The organism is Fischerella muscicola PCC 7414, assembly GCF_000317205.1.
GTDB classification, from domain to species: domain Bacteria; phylum Cyanobacteriota; class Cyanobacteriia; order Cyanobacteriales; family Nostocaceae; genus Fischerella; species Fischerella muscicola.
The window spans coordinates 30,335-46,897 of the sequence record NZ_AJLK01000156.1 but is presented as its reverse complement, the minus strand read 5'-3'; the positions used below and the strand labels follow the sequence as shown (position 1 = coordinate 46,897).

Annotated in this window: 10 protein-coding genes and 1 tRNA gene; 9 read left to right on the top strand and 2 right to left on the bottom strand. The window is 39.9% G+C overall.

Translation table 11 applies throughout. The features are described 5' to 3' along the window. Positions 1 to 294: 294 nt before the first annotated feature. Positions 295 to 376: transfer RNA gene (locus tag UYI_RS0124510), tRNA-Leu, on the top strand. Positions 377 to 553: 177 nt separating this feature from the next. Here the strand turns inward: UYI_RS0124510 and UYI_RS0124505 are convergent. Together UYI_RS0124505 and UYI_RS35240 are read right to left on the bottom strand one after the other, a co-directional pair. Then, positions 554 to 952 (bottom strand): MerC domain-containing protein, encoded by a 399-nt coding sequence (locus tag UYI_RS0124505; RefSeq protein WP_258003550.1) that lies wholly within the window; start codon positions 950 to 952, stop codon positions 554 to 556. A 755-nt stretch (positions 953 to 1,707) separates the two neighbouring features. Then, positions 1,708 to 1,881, bottom strand: a complete 174-nt coding sequence (locus UYI_RS35240; RefSeq protein ID WP_071524799.1) for a metallothionein — start codon at positions 1,879 to 1,881, stop codon at positions 1,708 to 1,710. 138 nt (positions 1,882 to 2,019) lie between these two features. Here UYI_RS35240 and UYI_RS0124495 point away from each other — a divergent pair, with 138 nt between their 5' ends. The 8 genes from UYI_RS0124495 to UYI_RS0124460 all read left to right on the top strand — a co-directional run bounded on the left by UYI_RS0124495 (position 2,020) and on the right by UYI_RS0124460 (position 15,969). Continuing rightward, positions 2,020 to 2,358 carry an ArsR/SmtB family transcription factor gene (locus UYI_RS0124495; RefSeq protein ID WP_016869316.1) on the top strand — a complete coding sequence of 113 codons (339 nt, stop codon included), beginning with the start codon at positions 2,020 to 2,022 and terminating at the stop codon, positions 2,356 to 2,358. 1,046 nt (positions 2,359 to 3,404) lie between these two features. Then, entirely contained in the window at positions 3,405 to 5,417 is a 2,013-nt protein-coding gene (locus UYI_RS33340; protein WP_016869315.1) for a non-ribosomal peptide synthetase, read from the top strand. Beyond that, the gene (locus UYI_RS33335; protein WP_016869314.1) at positions 5,360 to 6,748 is read left to right on the top strand and encodes an amino acid permease; all 1,389 of its coding nucleotides are present in this window, start codon (positions 5,360 to 5,362) and stop codon (positions 6,746 to 6,748) included. The genes UYI_RS33340 and UYI_RS33335 overlap by 58 nt, the downstream gene beginning before the upstream one ends. A 986-nt stretch (positions 6,749 to 7,734) precedes the next feature. Further along, complete coding sequence (locus UYI_RS0124480) at positions 7,735 to 8,811, top strand: response regulator (protein WP_016869313.1); 1,077 nt, start codon at positions 7,735 to 7,737, stop codon at positions 8,809 to 8,811. 118 nt (positions 8,812 to 8,929) lie between these two features. Continuing rightward, positions 8,930 to 9,307 carry a response regulator gene (locus UYI_RS0124475; protein WP_016869312.1) on the top strand — a complete coding sequence of 126 codons (378 nt, stop codon included), beginning with the start codon at positions 8,930 to 8,932 and terminating at the stop codon, positions 9,305 to 9,307. A 5-nt stretch (positions 9,308 to 9,312) separates the two neighbouring features. Then, positions 9,313 to 9,810, top strand: coding sequence for a chemotaxis protein CheW (locus UYI_RS0124470; protein WP_016869311.1), 498 nt, complete (start codon positions 9,313 to 9,315; stop codon positions 9,808 to 9,810). 63 nt (positions 9,811 to 9,873) lie between these two features. Beyond that, complete coding sequence (locus tag UYI_RS0124465) at positions 9,874 to 12,723, top strand: methyl-accepting chemotaxis protein (RefSeq protein ID WP_016869310.1); 2,850 nt, start codon at positions 9,874 to 9,876, stop codon at positions 12,721 to 12,723. A gap of 183 nt (positions 12,724 to 12,906) precedes the next feature. Then, complete coding sequence (locus UYI_RS0124460; protein ID WP_016869309.1) at positions 12,907 to 15,969, top strand: response regulator; 3,063 nt, start codon at positions 12,907 to 12,909, stop codon at positions 15,967 to 15,969. Positions 15,970 to 16,563 lie beyond the last annotated feature (594 nt).

Here is a 16,563-nt window from a genome sequence, read left to right as displayed (position 1 = left end):
CTGGCTGAAAGTCGCGATGATCATGGCAAACAGTAGCCATACAAAAGTTTCTAGTTCATCTACTTGGGTTATTGCCGGAATCGGGGATCTCCCAGTCCATCAAAATTAATTTGGTAAAACACTAGTACTCGACCACATAAGTTTTGAGGAGTTGCGAGGGGTTAGATCCCCGACTTTTTTAAAAAGTCGGGGATCTGGCCAACCTATCAAAATCAATGTGGTGAAATACTAGTAGTCCCTCATCCTGAAAAAGTATTGCTATAGACAACTTTTATGCTATGATAAGAAGCTGATGCGGATGTGGCGGAATTGGCAGACGCGCTAGATTTAGGTTCTAGTGCCGTAAGGCGTGAAGGTTCAAGTCCTTTCATCCGCACTTTATAAATAATCAATAAGAGTGCAACATTATTCTGTAGCCTCATCTGTGGGAAAACAACAAAGCTAAACAAAGCTGTCAGTGAAGTTAGTAAAGAATTCTAGAGCTAGGGTATCCCAATCCTAGCTCATCTTTAAATAACTGCTCACCAGAATCTTGTTCAGATGTAGCTTATAATTAGACATTGCATTTATTTTTATTGCATAACCTATAGTTACGGATATGTCCAAATGCTAGTGCTGTTGCTCCTAACACCGTAGCAACACGTTCACCCTCTTCGCTGAGAAGGCTGTGACCAGCAATCGCAGTTGTGGTCAGAAGCACCAATCCTAAGACACCAGCTGTAAGTACTATTCGATCCTTGTGGCGACGACATCCTTGTGTTAAAGCCAACACGCTGACGGGAAAGGCAAACCACAGCAGAAGTCGGTGAAAACTTTCGCTACCAACAGAAGTAGTTGCCAGTGCAGGAAGCGCAACCAGCAAAATCGGCAAAAATAGACAATGGATTGCACAAGTGGTGGAAAGTGCGATCGCAGCCTTATCCATCAACATCTGCATTCTTCTGCTACGCACAAGTGCTACTCCTTTATTTTTGTTTATTAAATGATTTACAAAATTGGCTAAAATTTTGTATTTCACTCAATATGAATATTCTCATAAAACCGACTCAATTTAAAATAATTTTTGACAAAACAAAAAATTTAACCTCGCAGATTTTTTGGTTAAATAGTGTTATTTTTAATACTTTGTTTTCAAGCAGTCTATAAAATTTTGGATAACTTAACTCAGAGACAATATCCCCGACTTCGCAGGAATTATCGGCAATCTTGGCTTTGCAAAAACAGTTCAGCAATAGAGTCTGCTAATTATTACTATTACTATAAGACAACTGATTGATACGAACAATAAATTTTAAAGAACTTAGACAGCATTCATTTTATCCAAATAAGTATTATTTACATACTTATTTGTAAAATTTATATCCATATAAAAAATATTGTTTGGAATATCATAGAAGTGTAGGAAAGGTCTATTTTCATCATTGTTGATAGTAATTCAATCACATGGGTATTCTTACATGCATATTCAGAAACCCCGCACTAATCCTTGCCTTTAGTAAGTGAGGAAGTCAAATTTATTTAGTCTTCCTCTATCAAATATCTTGCTAAAGTTACTTTTGTAATAGGCGGGGAAGGAACAAACAATCCCTTTGACTTTTCCCCCTGCACCTTTACCCGACTTCTACATAAAAGTCTATTGTAGACACGCTTTAGCTTACTTCCTGAGACTAAGAGGGGTTTTTCAACTATGCGTGCAGGAGGTCTACTTTATGATGCACAGCCACAAACAGATTGACACTGAGTACAGACTTCACCGCTTTGATGGCTATTTGCACAAGCTTCACAGCAGTAAGGTTTGCCATCTTTCATAATGGCATCCTCAATGGAAACGACACATAGGCAAGAACCACAGGCACATTTTACTTGGCTTACAGTTGCCATAGCTTTAGCTTCTCCTTTTTTTCATGAGATCATTAAATAATTGGCAAATAGCGCGATCGCACTATACTTTGCTCAATCACAATTAAATATCAGTTATCACTGATATGTACTAATAATAAAGCTTTTTGGGACATTTTAATGATTGCTAAAACTAAAATGACTAGAACTCAAGTAAGTGATCTAAAAGTCAAACTGTTTCGGGGATTTTCTGACCACTCGCGTATGTCTATCCTGAATGCATTGCGTTCTGGACCACTGACTGTTAACGAAATTGTTGAGGCTACGGGACTCAGCCAGTCTAATGTATCGAATCACCTTGGATGCTTGCGCTGTTGTGATTTGGTTATTCGTCAACAGCAAGGGCGCTTTGTATATTACCAACTCAGTGATGAACGCATAGCCAAGCTTCTTGATCTCGCAGATGAATTACTGGCTGATGTGGCTTTAGGTGTAAATAGATGCAACACTTACGATTAAAGGCATACCGATTTTGAGGAAAACTTATTCTTTAAGTACCTGAATTTAGTTATTACTGTAGCTATGGTGAAACTAAACTCCTAATTTGCATTAGTAGCTATATAACCATATTATGAAATTGATAAATTACTTGTGAAAATAAATGATTTTATAGTTGTATGGTGAGTAATGCCGCCCTACAAATTTTCATAAGTTAAATATAATTGCTATTAATATAGTAAAAAATATTACTGATCAATTCGAGTTAAGTTGTTTTACTAAAAGTAAAGTATTCAGTTTTTATACCATTTAAGACTTTTAGATATTCAATTGTGAAAAAACTTGATATACAAGCTTTATAAGCTATCTATTTCATAAAATTATTTTTGAATTGGTATTAATAGTATACTCAAATACACAATAAAATTTACATTAACTTTAAGTAAAATCACCCTTTTGATAATATATAGAACTACTTTAATATTTTTGCAGCAGGAAAATCAGGGTTAATTTGTGATGTGTGTATTCCGTTTAAACAGAAATTTTGCAAATATTCATGCTCTACATTTAAATATTTACCTACCTATCTCCGCTACGAAAATAGGTACTTAGCAACACTTGAGTTACTGGAGCAGTTGATTTTGTCTTGACTAGTAGTTCTCAATACTTTTTGATTGATATTATTAATTTTCTTTTAAATAAGTTTTTCTGAGTCTTCAATAAGCTTGTACTTGCAAACTTGTTGCTAGTTAAGTTGCATATCTAGTTAATTATTTATACAACCATTTAGTTCTATCAAAATTTTAAGAAGATGAAAACTGAAAAATTTGCTATGTCAATTTTACAGTCATGAAACCTTGAGAAACTAGCCAAACTATTCGTAATCAATGTTGTTATTCAGTTTATGTTCCCAAGAACAAGCCTTGAGTCAGAAAAACTTCGATGCTAATTTCGTACAACTTGAATACTCCTGAATTTACGAAATTAGCCTCTATTAAACTTTTTCTCTTTGCTGGCTAGAGCAAAAAACTTTGATTGCAAAAAGTAAATATATTAGGTGATTTCCAATGCCAACACAATTACAACAGTTGCGTGGAAAGTACGATCGCGCTCAAGCAGACAACCTGAACAGTCAATGCGTTCATCAGTTAATCGAGTTGCAAGCAAAAAGCTCACCAGGTCGCATTGCTGTTATTTTTGCAGACGCGCAGAGCCAAACTTGTCATAGAGTGGAACAACAAATCACATATGACGAACTCAACTGCAAAGCCAATCAATTAGCTCATTATTTGCAAAGCTTGCAAGTGAAACCTGAGATGTTGGTTGGAATTTGCATGAAGCGATCGCCCTTATTACTGATTGGACTGCTAGCCATCCTCAAAGCTGGTGCAGCGTATGTACCTCTCGATCCCGCCTATCCCCAAGAGCGCTTGGCGTTTATGCTAGCAGATTCTCAATTGTCGGTGCTGCTTACAGAACAAAGTCAGCTAGAACATTTGCCAGCGCATCAAGCTCAGGTAGTTTGCTTGGATACTGATTGGGAGAGAATTGCTCAGTACAGTCAAGATAACCCAACTAGCCAAGTTACTCCCAACAACTTGGCCTACACCATTTATACATCTGGTTCAACAGGTAAACCAAAAGGAGTGCAAATTCTTCATCGAGGAGTCGTGAATTTCCTCAAATCTATGAGGCAAATTCCTGGACTCAGCCATGAAGATACCTTAGTTGCTGTTACCACCATCTGTTTTGATATTGCTGTATTGGAACTCTACTTACCACTAATAGTTGGTGCTTGCATCGTACTGGTAAGTAAAGAAGTCGCCTCAAATGCCGAAAGATTATTGCAGGTTTTGCAGCAATCTGATGCAACAGTTATGCAAGCCACACCGGCAACTTGGCGAATGCTCTTAGCCGCAGGCTGGGAAGGTAATCCCAAATTAAAAATTCTCTGCGGTGGCGAGGCTATGTCCCGTGATTTAGCTAATCAGCTCCTCAAAAGAAGTGCCTCTGTGTGGAATATGTACGGTCCCACAGAGACTACTGTTTGGTCAGCAGTACATCAGGTAGAGGCTGGGGAAAATCCTGTTCCTATTGGTAAGGCGATCGCAAATACGCAAATATATCTCGCAGAACCCCATCAGAATTTTCAAAGCGGTTCAATCAAGTTAGTCCCAGCAGGTGAACCAGGAGAGTTACTTATAGGTGGAGCGGGTTTAGCACGAGGTTATTTGAATCGGGCGGAACTCACACAAACAAAATTTATTCCTGATCCCTTTAGCGATGAGCCAGAAGCTCGTTTATATCGCACCGGAGATCTAGCACGTTACCTAAATGATGGCAGTATCGAGTACATTGGCAGGATTGACCATCAAGTCAAAATTCGTGGTTTTCGCATTGAATTAGGAGAAATTGAGGCTAATTTATGCCAACATCCTCTTGTGAGAGAAGCTGTGGTAGTTGTTCGAGAAGATGTTCCTGGGCATAAACGTTTAGTTGCCTACATAGTCCCAGAATACGGGATAGAACAATTACAGTGTGAAAGCATAGACATTTTGCAACTACGCACTTTTTTAAACAAGCAGCTACCAGAATACATGGTTCCTACTGCTTTTGTGGCAATTGCAGCTCTACCTTTAACACCGAATGGCAAGGTAGATCGTCGGGCGCTACCAGCTATTTCTCAACAAAAAAGACCCGATATAAGCACAGAGTTTGTTACTCCTCGCACTCCACTGGAAGAAAAATTAGCTCAGATATGGATACGTATTTTGGACATTGAGCAAGTGGGTGTGTATGATGACTTTTTTGAACTGGGAGGAAATTCTCTGCTTTACACCCAACTGCTGTCCCAAATTGGCACAGAATTCCAGTTAAAATTGCCTTTACTATCTTTGTTTCAGGTTCCAACAATAGCTGGACTTGCTGGGGCGATCGCAGACACTGGGAATCTCGACTCTAGCAATTTGACAGATGATCTTGCTGATGCAAAAGGGCTTTCTGATGGTTATGCCCAAAGTAAATGGGTTGCGGAAAAATTGGTGAAAACAGCTATTGCCAGAGGTATTCCAGCTTTGTAGGTGCTGTCATCTCAGGTGACTTCTATGGTTGGAACTATGGACTAATAGCGGGTGGTTTTTGGGGTTTAACTATTGCCACTTTTCTAATGGCGATCATGTATATATGCATGGTTTATAGTCTGGCAGAATTGTCAGTAGCGCTACCCCACGCAGGTGGTTTGTACTCTTTCACTCGTAATGCCTTTGGCCCTTTTTGGGGTTATATTTGCGGTGTAGCCGTTGCTATTGAATATGTATTTGCTACTGCTGCGCTTGTCTATAGCATGAGTAATTACCTCAAGCCTTTGATTACCAATTTGTTCCCCCTACCAAGTTACTTTATTTGGCTAATTCTCTACGCTATTTTTGTGGCAATTTGCATTCAGAGTATGGAACTGAGCCTGTACGTGAGTTTTTGGCTGACTCTGATAGCAATTATGGTTCTGGGCATATTTTATGTAAGTATGCTGGCAGCGGATTTTTTTAAGCTGGAACTGCTCTTCAATGTTTCTGCCGATTATGGACAATCTGCAACTTGGCTACCTAAAGGTTGGCAAGGTGTTTTTGCAGCGATCCCGTATGCCATCTGGTTCTACTTAGCCATAGAAATACTACCATTAGCAAGCGAAGAAACTCTGGACGTATCTAAGAATATGCCCAGAGGACTAATGTCAGCAATGTTTACCTTGATTGTTCTTTCAGTTTTAACCTTGGTACTAAACTCTGGTGTAGGGGGTGGTGCTTTTGCAATTGGCCAATCAAGTGTGCCGTTGTCAGCAGGGTTAGACGCTTACTTTGGTAAGGGTGCTACTAGTAATTTCATCACAGCGATCGCACTCACTCTTGGTTTGGGAGCTAGCTTACCAACTCAAATTTACGGCTATGGGCGTATAATCTTTTCCCTTTCTCGTGCCGGATATTTACCACGTCAGTTTTCTGTGACTGGCAAGAACAAGACACCTTACAGAGCATTAATTCTAGGAACCGCAGTGGGACTTATCTGTGTAATGCTTGTTGACATAGGCAGTGAGCAAGTGGATGCATTGATTTTGAATATGGCTGTTTTTGCAGCATTGATATCTTATATTCTGGTCATGCTCAGTTACATCAAGCTCAAGTTTAGTCGTGCTGAACTCAAAAGAGCCTACGCAAGTCCATTAGGTATTCCAGGAGCGGCTATTGGGACTACTCTGGCTCTTTTTGCTTTAATAGCCTGTTTATCTGTACCTACTTACCAAGTTGGTATTTGGGGCGTTGTAACTGTTATGGTTTTAGCAACTCTCTACTTTTTCTTTAGTAGAAATCGATTAGTTGCTCAGGCCCCAGAAGAAGCAGCAGCCTTAAAAAAGTAAAAATTCGCGCCCATCACTTCAGGGCTTAAACAAGCTGAAAATTTCCTAGCTCGGCTTTCTCCATTTGGCGAAAATACGATACAAAAGTTAAAACCTTTATTCCTTTTAGATGTCATCATCAGTCACTGGTTAAAACTTTTGCCAAATAAAACACCTTGCATTTTTTGATTGACATAAAGTCGAGCTAGTACTCCACCACACAAGTTTTGACAGCTTGCGAGGCGTCAGATCCCCGACTTTTTTAAAAAAGTCGGGGATCTGGCCGACCTATCAAAATCAATTTGGTGAACTACTAGGAACCCAGTGGATTACTTTAAGATATAGTTACATTGAATACACACAACTATCTCTCTTATTTCTACCAAGAGAGTGATAGATGTCTTTAGTGGCGCAAAAATAATTTAGGCGATCGCATTTTACTAGAAACTTAAGCTTTTTAACAAATTGTATTAAATAATACTTTAATCCCTGTAAATGATAATACTAATATATAACCTAAACTAACTAATTCATTGTAAAAATCACTAAAAATAGGATCTACTGTAGGCTAAAAAATATTGTTAAAATTTGACCAGCTAAGTATATTCACTTAAATTAAATCAAATTTACTGAGGGAATGATGCTTGAGTCACAGCACTGAAAAGAGCAAGTCTGAGTTTGTAATTTCGGTCACTAATGTGACAGTATCAATTACATAATATTTACTTAAGGGTAAATCGTTTAATCTAGTCTTCACATTTTTTTTGCTTTTTGCCGGAGAATGTTTGTTAATCTCAGTATAAGTAAGTAAAATAACTCTTACTTATAACTTGATGGTGATTTTATTACCAAAATATCAAGTTACTTACTTTAAATTTAGTTACAAACACAACCGACTATATCTGTGTTTTTTAATACAGGAAATTAAGTTTTATGCAATTCTATTGTCCAAACCCTCTGATAAATATAGCTTAGACCCATCTAATTGAGCAACAAGTAGAATCAAAATGAGCACAAGTCCTATAAGTAGCTACAGATTTTTTCAGAAACTACATCCCCTGTCTCTATTAGCACAGTTAACTAGTAGACGTGCTACGGGTTGCTTGCGAGTATATACTGATACAAACTCTTGGACCATTTATTTAGAAGAAGGAAAACTGACCTACGCCTCCTCTGCCGACAAATTGTTTGAGCGGTTGGATCATCAATTGCGACGTTTAAGCCAACAAATTCCGAATTTATTAGGTGCAAATCGTGTGCAAATGCGGTTAATGTTTGACACCAAGAACGACAATCAATCGATGCCACACGCAGATTATCAAGCTATTTGCTGGCTGGTAAATCAAGACTACATTACTCCTCCGCAAGCAGCTATTTTGATAGATGAATTAGCCAAAGAAGTGCTGGAGTCATTCTTGATATTAAAACAAGGTAGCTATGAGTTTTATCGTGAAACTCCTTTAGATGAACTACCAAAGTTTTGCCGATTAGATTTACGATTATTAGTAGAACACTGTCAAAAGCAGTTACGAAATAAGCAAGAGCAATATTCAACAGTTAATACCGAAGAAAGTTCCCAAAGTTTGCTGAAAACACCATCTCAAAGGAGGGTGCAACCTCAAGCTCAGCCTGAGCAACAACCAACAAAAGACAATCATAATTTGGAAACTTCAGATAGTATCCTGCATAGCCAGATTCCCTTACAGCCTGCTAACAGGAGTTTATACACAGTAGCTTGTATTGATGATAGTCAAACAGTTTTAAATTCCATCAGGAATTTTTTGGATGAAAATACCTTTTCAGTTGTAATGATTAACGATCCGGTGAAAGCTTTAATGCAAATTCTTCGTAGCAAACCTGATCTAATTTTACTAGATGTGGAAATGCCAAATTTAGATGGCTACGAACTATGTTCTTTGTTGCGTAGGCATTCAGCTTTTAAAAATACACCTATAATCATGGTGACTGGCAGAACAGGATTTATAGACAGAGCCAAGGCAAAAATGGTAAGGTCATCGGGCTATTTAACTAAGCCATTTACACAATCAGACCTATTAAAAATGGTGTTTAAACACCTTGATTAATTTTGTGACATCACAAAGAATCTAGTAAAAATTTGACTGATAATTCTTTATTTGTAAAATCAATCCAAAATCCGAAATCTAAAATCTAAAATCGAAAGACAGTTTAGGAGATATAGGAGTGAGTCTAACTTTGCTTGGGACTATTTTGATTGTGGAGGATTCTCCCAGTGAATTGGAACTAATGAGCCATTACCTCAGAGAAAGTGGCTACAACGTTATTAAGACAAGTGGTGCAAAAGAAGCATTAGAACAAGCTATTTCACAACAACCAGATGTAATTGTCACAGATGTCGTGATGCCAGGAATGAGTGGATTTGAGTTATGCCGTTCTCTCAAAAAAAATCCTGTTACTCAAAAAGTGCCAATTGTTATTTGCAGTTCCAAAAATCAAGAAATAGATAGATTGTGGGCAATGAGGCAAGGCGCAGATGCTTATTTAACCAAACCTTACACCCGCGAACAGCTTTTGCGTGCAATTAAATCAGTGGCGATTTGAATCAAATGAATAATTCAAAAATTACACTGGCTGCAAAACCAACTGATCAGAATCTGGGAGACGGCTATCTCAGGTTTCAACTCAATAAACTAGCCCCAGCAGTTTTACCAATGAGGTATACACAAGAGGCAATTGTTGTACCTGTGGAAAGTATCACCTCTATGCCAAACATGCCCTCCTGCATACTTGGGTTGATGAATTGGCGGAGTCACATAGTTTGGGTAGTTGATCTGCCAAGGATGTTCAATTTAGAATCTTTAGACCATAGATTCCACCAGTTCAACATTATTATTATTCGAGTAGAATCACTGCTTCTTGGCTTAGTTGTACAAGAGATCAAAGGTACAACTAAATTTATGCCTGATGAAATTCGCTCTCCTGTTGGACAAGTCGCCTCTAGTTTAGTTCCGTATCTGCGTGGGTGCGTTGTGCAACAGAAGGAAGTATTGCTGGTATTAGATGCACAGGCTATAGTCCAATCTTCTATTTTGCATGGTAACTAGGGTGTACTACTATAACGACCCTGTTTTTAGGGTTATTCTCCACCTATTCTGGGAAACTATTTTATGTTTAATAAAACGGACGCGACTAAGACTAGTGATCTTGAAAATCGAAAATCAATGCTTCCTTCTCAAAAACTTACGGATAGTGTAGTACAACTTCCGAATTTGCCCAATAACGAGCAAACAGAAAAAATTTCTCCCTTGAATCGTGTTTTTGCTAGTTTTAAGCGGTTGAGTTTGGCTACAAAAGCAACAGTACTGGCGATCGCTATTGGTACACTACCAGTATTGGGGATCGGAGTATTAGCCTATCAAATTACCAAGAACTCTGTTCAAAATAAAGCTTCCCAGTTGCAGCAATCTCAAGCTGAAGACTTGGCAGACAAAGTCAACCGTTTTATGGTTGAGCGGTATGGAGATATTCAGTTTATATCCAATCTGCCAATGCTCGTAGATCCCCAAATTCGAGCGAACACTTCCCCTCAAGATAAACAAGCAATCCTGGACAGAATCATAGAGACCAAAACTGTAGATGGAAGCAGAATTTATGAAAGCATTGCTGTCTATGATTTAAAGGGTGAATTGATTTTGAAATCGCAGGCAGACTCAATTGCGAATGTCAAAAATCGTGACTTTTTTAAGGCAGTACAGCAAAGCGATCGCCCCTATATCAGTCAACCAGAAGTATCACCAACTACAAAGAAAAATAGTATTTTTATTGCCGCACCTGTGAAAGAGAATGGCACAGGCAATACAATTGCTATAGCCAGAGTACGTATGCCTGTAGAACCATTAGAAGATTTGGCAAGAAGTTATACAAGAACAGTAGAAGAGTATCTCTTTCTTGATAACTCTGGAAACATTTTCATAGCCTCAGAACCAGACCACGTAAATAGCAACATCAAAAAAGATTACCCAGATGTATACAAATCGCTACAAAAATTTAGAGAGCAGACTGTCGTCGGATTAGATCCAGTTCACGGTGATCGCTGGCAATTGTTGAGCTACGTACCTGTGAAACCACTTAAAGGTTTGCCAGATTTGCAATGGGAAATACTGCTCGCAACTAATACATCCACAGCATTTGCAGCTCAACAAGAATTATTACTGACTTTTGCCATCGGTACAGGGTTAACAGCAATCATCGTCGCAGCGATCGCTGCTTGGATAGCCAAACGAGCCACAGAACCAATTTTGGAAGCAACAGCAACAGTAGAAAAACTGGGACGGGGCGAACTCAACACCCGTCTGTATTTCCAAGGAGAAGACGAACTCGGAGTTTTAGTTGCCAACATTAACCAAATGGCAGCACAACTAGAAGCTTCACTCAAAGAACAAGAGCAAGATGCAGAGCGAGCCAAATTGCTTACAGATATTACTTTACGGTTACGCAGAAGCCTTCAAGAAAACGACATTTACAAAACAACAGTTAGAGAAGTCCGGCAAGCACTGAAAACAGATAGGGTAATAGTTTATAAATTTCATACCGATACGTGGGATGGGAATGTCGTTGCTGAGGCAGTGAGTAGTAGTTTCCCGAAAATGTTAGGAGTACAAATAGATGATCCTTGTTTTCGAGAACGTCATGTCAATGCTTACAAAGATGGTCGAGTGCGGGCAATTACAAATATTTATCAAGACCCCAATTTGAGTAACCCTGACTGCTATATCAAAATGCTGGAAAGATTTGCAGTCAAAGCGAATTTGATCGCACCAATTGTTCATCAAGAAGAACTAGTGGCTTTATTGATTGCTCATCATTGCGACAGTCCGCGAATTTGGCAACAAACAGAAATTGATTTATTTAAACAGATCGCAACCCAAGTCGGTTACGCACTAGAGCAAGCCAAGTTGCTACAAGAACTAGAAAGCGCCAAGGTAATTGCCGAAAAATCTACCATAGATGAACGCCAACAAAAAGAAGCTTTGCAAATGCAGCTGTTGGAACTACTCAGCAATGTTGAAGGTGCAGCTAGTGGTGACTTGACAGTACGTGCTGATGTCACTGCTGGTGAAATAGGCACTGTTGCTGACTTTTTCAACTCCATCGTTGAAAGCTTGCGGGATATCGTCACCCAAGTTAAAGTTGCTGCTAGCCAAGTAAACCAGGCAATTGGCACCAACTCCGGCGCAATTCACCAACTTGCAGAAGAAGCTTTGGCCCAGGCTGCTGAGATTGACCACACCTTGAATGCAGTTGATCAAATGACAGCATCTATTCAAGCAGTAGCAGACAGCGCTCAACAAGCTGCGATCGTTGCTCAAAATGCTTCAACTACTGCCGCTAAAAGTAGTCAAGCAATGGATATGACAGTGCAAAATATTCTCCACCTCCGAGAAACTGTGGGCGAAACCGCCAAAAAAGTCAAGCGTTTAGGAGAATCTACCCAACAGATTTCCCGCGTCGTGGCATTGATTAACCAGATTTCCATGCAAACCAACTTACTGGCAATCAACGCTGGTATTGAAGCAGCAAGAGCAGGTGAAGAAGGACAAGGATTTGCCGTCGTTGCTGAAGAAGTAGGAGAACTCGCAGCGCGATCGGCAGCCGCAACTAAAGAAATTGAACAAATCGTTGAGAACATCCAACGGGAAACTAGCGAAGTAGTGCAAGCGATGGAAGTAGGAACAGCTCAGGTAGTGGAAGGTACGCGCATTGTTGAAGAAGCAAAAGGCAGTCTCAGTCAAATTTTGGAAGTTTCACGCCAAATTGACGCCCTAGTACAATCAATTTCTACCACCACAGCTTCTGGAGTTGAAACATCACAAATAGTTAGCGAATTGATGAAACAAATCGCGATCATTTCCAAACGCACCAGTGACTCTTCCTTACAAGTTTCTGAATCTCTGCAACAGACTGTGAAGATTTCTCAAAAGTTACAAGAAACTGTGGGTACGTTCAAGGTCAATTAATTTTGTCATTAGTTATTTGTCCGTGGTTATTTGCCCATGACAAATGACAAATGACAAATGATCGATGACTATTGACTATTAAGCGATAATTCCAAGCAGATTAGAAAAAAGCGGATTTATCCGTGGGGTCAATCCAAAATCCAAAATCCAAAATCTAAAATCGGATGACCAAGGACAACAACTATGTCACAGGACAAAGAATTAGAAATTCAGATGCAGTTTCTGGAGGAAGCAACAGATTATCTGAATACACTGGAGGGAATATTATTAGAAATTGAGACAAATCACCGCATAGCTCCAGACAAGATCAATGCTGCCCTCCGAGCTGCCCATTCCATCAAAGGTGGTGCAGGGATGATGGGGTTTCGCTCTCTTTCGGATCTCGCGCACCGTTTAGAAGATTCTTTTAAAGTATTAAAAACTCGAAAAAATTCTTTAGAAATTGATACTGAACTGCAAAGTTTATTATTATCTGGAGTTGATTGGCTGCGGCAGATAGTCGAATTGCATTCAGAAGGAAATACCGTAGACGAGCAGTGGTTAAGTACTTTTTGTTACCCTGTTTTTGACGAACTGCATCAGATTTTGGGCGAGCCGACCCCAGAAGACGCTTCAACCATCCTCTCACCGGAAGATGACGGGCAAAATATTATACCCTTACTCTTTGAAACCGAGGTAGAAGGATGCTTGCAACGCTTAGAATCTGTCTTGGCAGATCATCAACAACCTTGCCTGAAAGAAGAAGTTGCCATCATGGCAGCAGAGTTGGGTGGCTTGGGCGAAATGCTCCAGCTAGAAGCTTTTACTCAGTTGTGTGAATCAATAGCCCACCACCTAGATACTGCACAAGCAGACGAAATTGAAGAAATTGCCCGCGCCTCCTTAACAGCATGGCGGCGATCGCAAGCCTTAGTATTGACAAATCAACTAGATAGCTTACCAACAGAGCTTGATCTAGAACAAACTTTCATCCAACTATCAACCCAGCCATCTACAACACAAGAATTAACTCCACAGTTTCAACAAACAGCAAGCACAGCAGAAGAGGATGAGATTCTGCAAGCAGAAATTACCGCAGAAACTTGGCTGGATGAAGAAATCATCGCCGCAGACTTTGAAGCCTTAGAAGCAGCCTTTGCTGACGAAAGCAACTCTGTTGCTGATGAGCTAGGTGAGCCTACTCCGATTAATGCCAGGGAAATTCCCGTAACAGATTACAAATTTGTTGAACCCAAACGGGAAGCGATCGCAGCCAACAAAGAGCGCGAAACTCAAGAAAATACTGTCCGAGTCCCTAGCAAGCAGCTAGAGCAAATAAACGACTTGTTCGGAGAATTAATCATCCAACGCAACGGTCTAAACTTACAGCTAGAAAGACTACGTAAATTAATTCGCAATCTGAGTCAGCGCGTTCAAAGTCTGGAAAGAGAAAATCAAGAACTACGCACAGCCTATGACAGAATTGCTACTCAAGCTGTGATCTCAGCAGAAATATCATCTTTGCCATTACTAGGGGGAAGTGGCGATCAGCTTACATTTGACTATGCTTACCAGACACAAGACATAGAAAGCAAGTTTGATGCTTTAGAAATGGATCGTTACAACGACTTAAACCTGCTGTCGCAAGAAGTAATGGAAACAATCGTGCAGGTGCAAGAAGTCACTGCTGACATCCAACTCAGTGTCGATGATACCGATCAAATCGCTAGGAAGCTCAACAAAACCTCCAAGCAGTTACAGAGAAAGCTCACCCAAGTAAGGATGCGCCCTCTATCCGATATTGTCGATCGCTTTCCCCGAGCATTGCGCGACTTATCCGTGGAGTTTGGCAAAAATGTACAGTTAAAAATAGAAGGTGCTAGCACCCTAATTGAACGCAGTATCCTCGAGGCTTTAAATGAGCCATTAATGCACCTAATGCGAAATGCCTTTGATCACGGCATAGAAGATGCTGCCACACGGCGCGCCTCTGGTAAACCAGAACAAGGAACCATCGAAATTAAAGCCACTCATCAAGGTAATCGCACCATCATTACCATTAAAGATGATGGGCGGGGCATTTCCCTAGACAAAATTCGCGCCCGTGCCTTAACTATGGGTTTAGATGCAACTCTATTAGCCCAAGCCACCGATGAAGAACTACTTTCCCTGATCTTTGAGCCAGGATTTAGTACTAGCGAGCAAGTTACAACTTTATCTGGCCGGGGTGTGGGTATGGATGTAGTTCGCAGTAATCTTAAACATGTACGGGGCGATGTCAAGGTCGATACTGTGCCTGGGGTGGGAACTACTTTTACTTTATTAGTGCCATTTACTCTTTCTGTAGCTCGTGTGTTGCTAGTAGAAAGTAATCGTATGCTATTGGCATTTCCCACAGATGCAGTCTCAGAAATATTCCTTCTGCAAAATGAACATGTTTTCCCAATGGCAGGTAGTGAAGTCATCAACTGGCAAGGAACCATGCTACCGTTGATTCGCCTCAGTCGCTACTTAGAATTTAATTGCTATCGCTATGACAACCCGAACCTAGAAACACCTCCAGCAATTAACGCTGCTAGCGTATTAATTATTGAAGGTAACAATCAACCAATCGCTATCCAAATCGACCGTTGCTGGGGCGAACAAGAAGTTGCTATCCGCCGTGTCGAAGGAAATATTCCTCTACCTGCTGGCTTTAGCAACTGTACAATTCTTGGTGATGGTCGAGTCGTGGCATTAGTCAATGTCAACGAATTGCTGTATTGGATTGCTGCTAATGATCGTACACCCAGAACTAATCAACTACCATCAGCAAGGTTAAAGACTGTGTTCCTCACTCCGTCTGAGGAAAAAACTCTAGAATTATCAAAAGACCAGAAAGGAACAATCTTAATTGTTGATGATTCAATTAATGTCCGGCGCTTTTTGGCTTTAACTTTGGAAAAAGGAGGATATTTAGTAGAACAAGCCAAAGACGGTCAAGATGCTTTAGAAAAATTGCAAAGTGGCTTAAAAGTTCAGGCTGTAATTTGTGATATTGAAATGCCACGTATTGATGGCTATGGGTTTTTAGGTCGGGTCAAATCAAACAATGAATTTAAAAATATACCAGTTGCCATGCTCACTTCTCGTAGTAGCGACAAGCATCGACAGCTAGCAATGCAATTAGGTGCGAGGGCTTACTTCTCAAAACCTTACAATGAGCAAGAGTTATTGAGAACACTGGAAGAAATTATTTTTCCTTTGGCAGGAGCAAATAAAAACTAAGTTCAGTTAGTGCGAGTAAATATAATTTCGCCTTACAACTGGCTGAATAGATAGAAGAAACTTTAAAATCTACATTTTTACACTAGACCTCTTGCATCAATTCTCAAAACCCCCCTTGTATTCCCCCGTTTCGGGTTACAGTGTACACACAAGTCTGAAATAGCTTATAAATCCTGGTTTTACCACCCTCACCCTCCTTCACCAAGGGGAGGGGACTGGAGGAGTTGTTTTCCTCGATATCGCCATTCTATTTGAGTTATAAACAATTACATCGCCGAGATCCCCAACTTTTCTCAAAAGTTGGGGATCTTGTTTTGCACTTCAATCACCCGCTGATTGTGGCTCCTACAACAATAATTCCAATGTTTTCTATTCTTTGGCACACAATTATACCAATTCAATTAATGATTGCAACACATCCTTTGGATAAAGACGCGATGAATCGCGTCTCTACAAGATGGCCTATCTGTCGCATTCTTTTGGCGAATTGGTATTACCCTCAAACTAGAATTTGTATAATATCGCCCTAATTAATATTTACAACATATTGTTATAATATTGTGTCTGCTTTACTACCAGTAATAACCTCAAGAA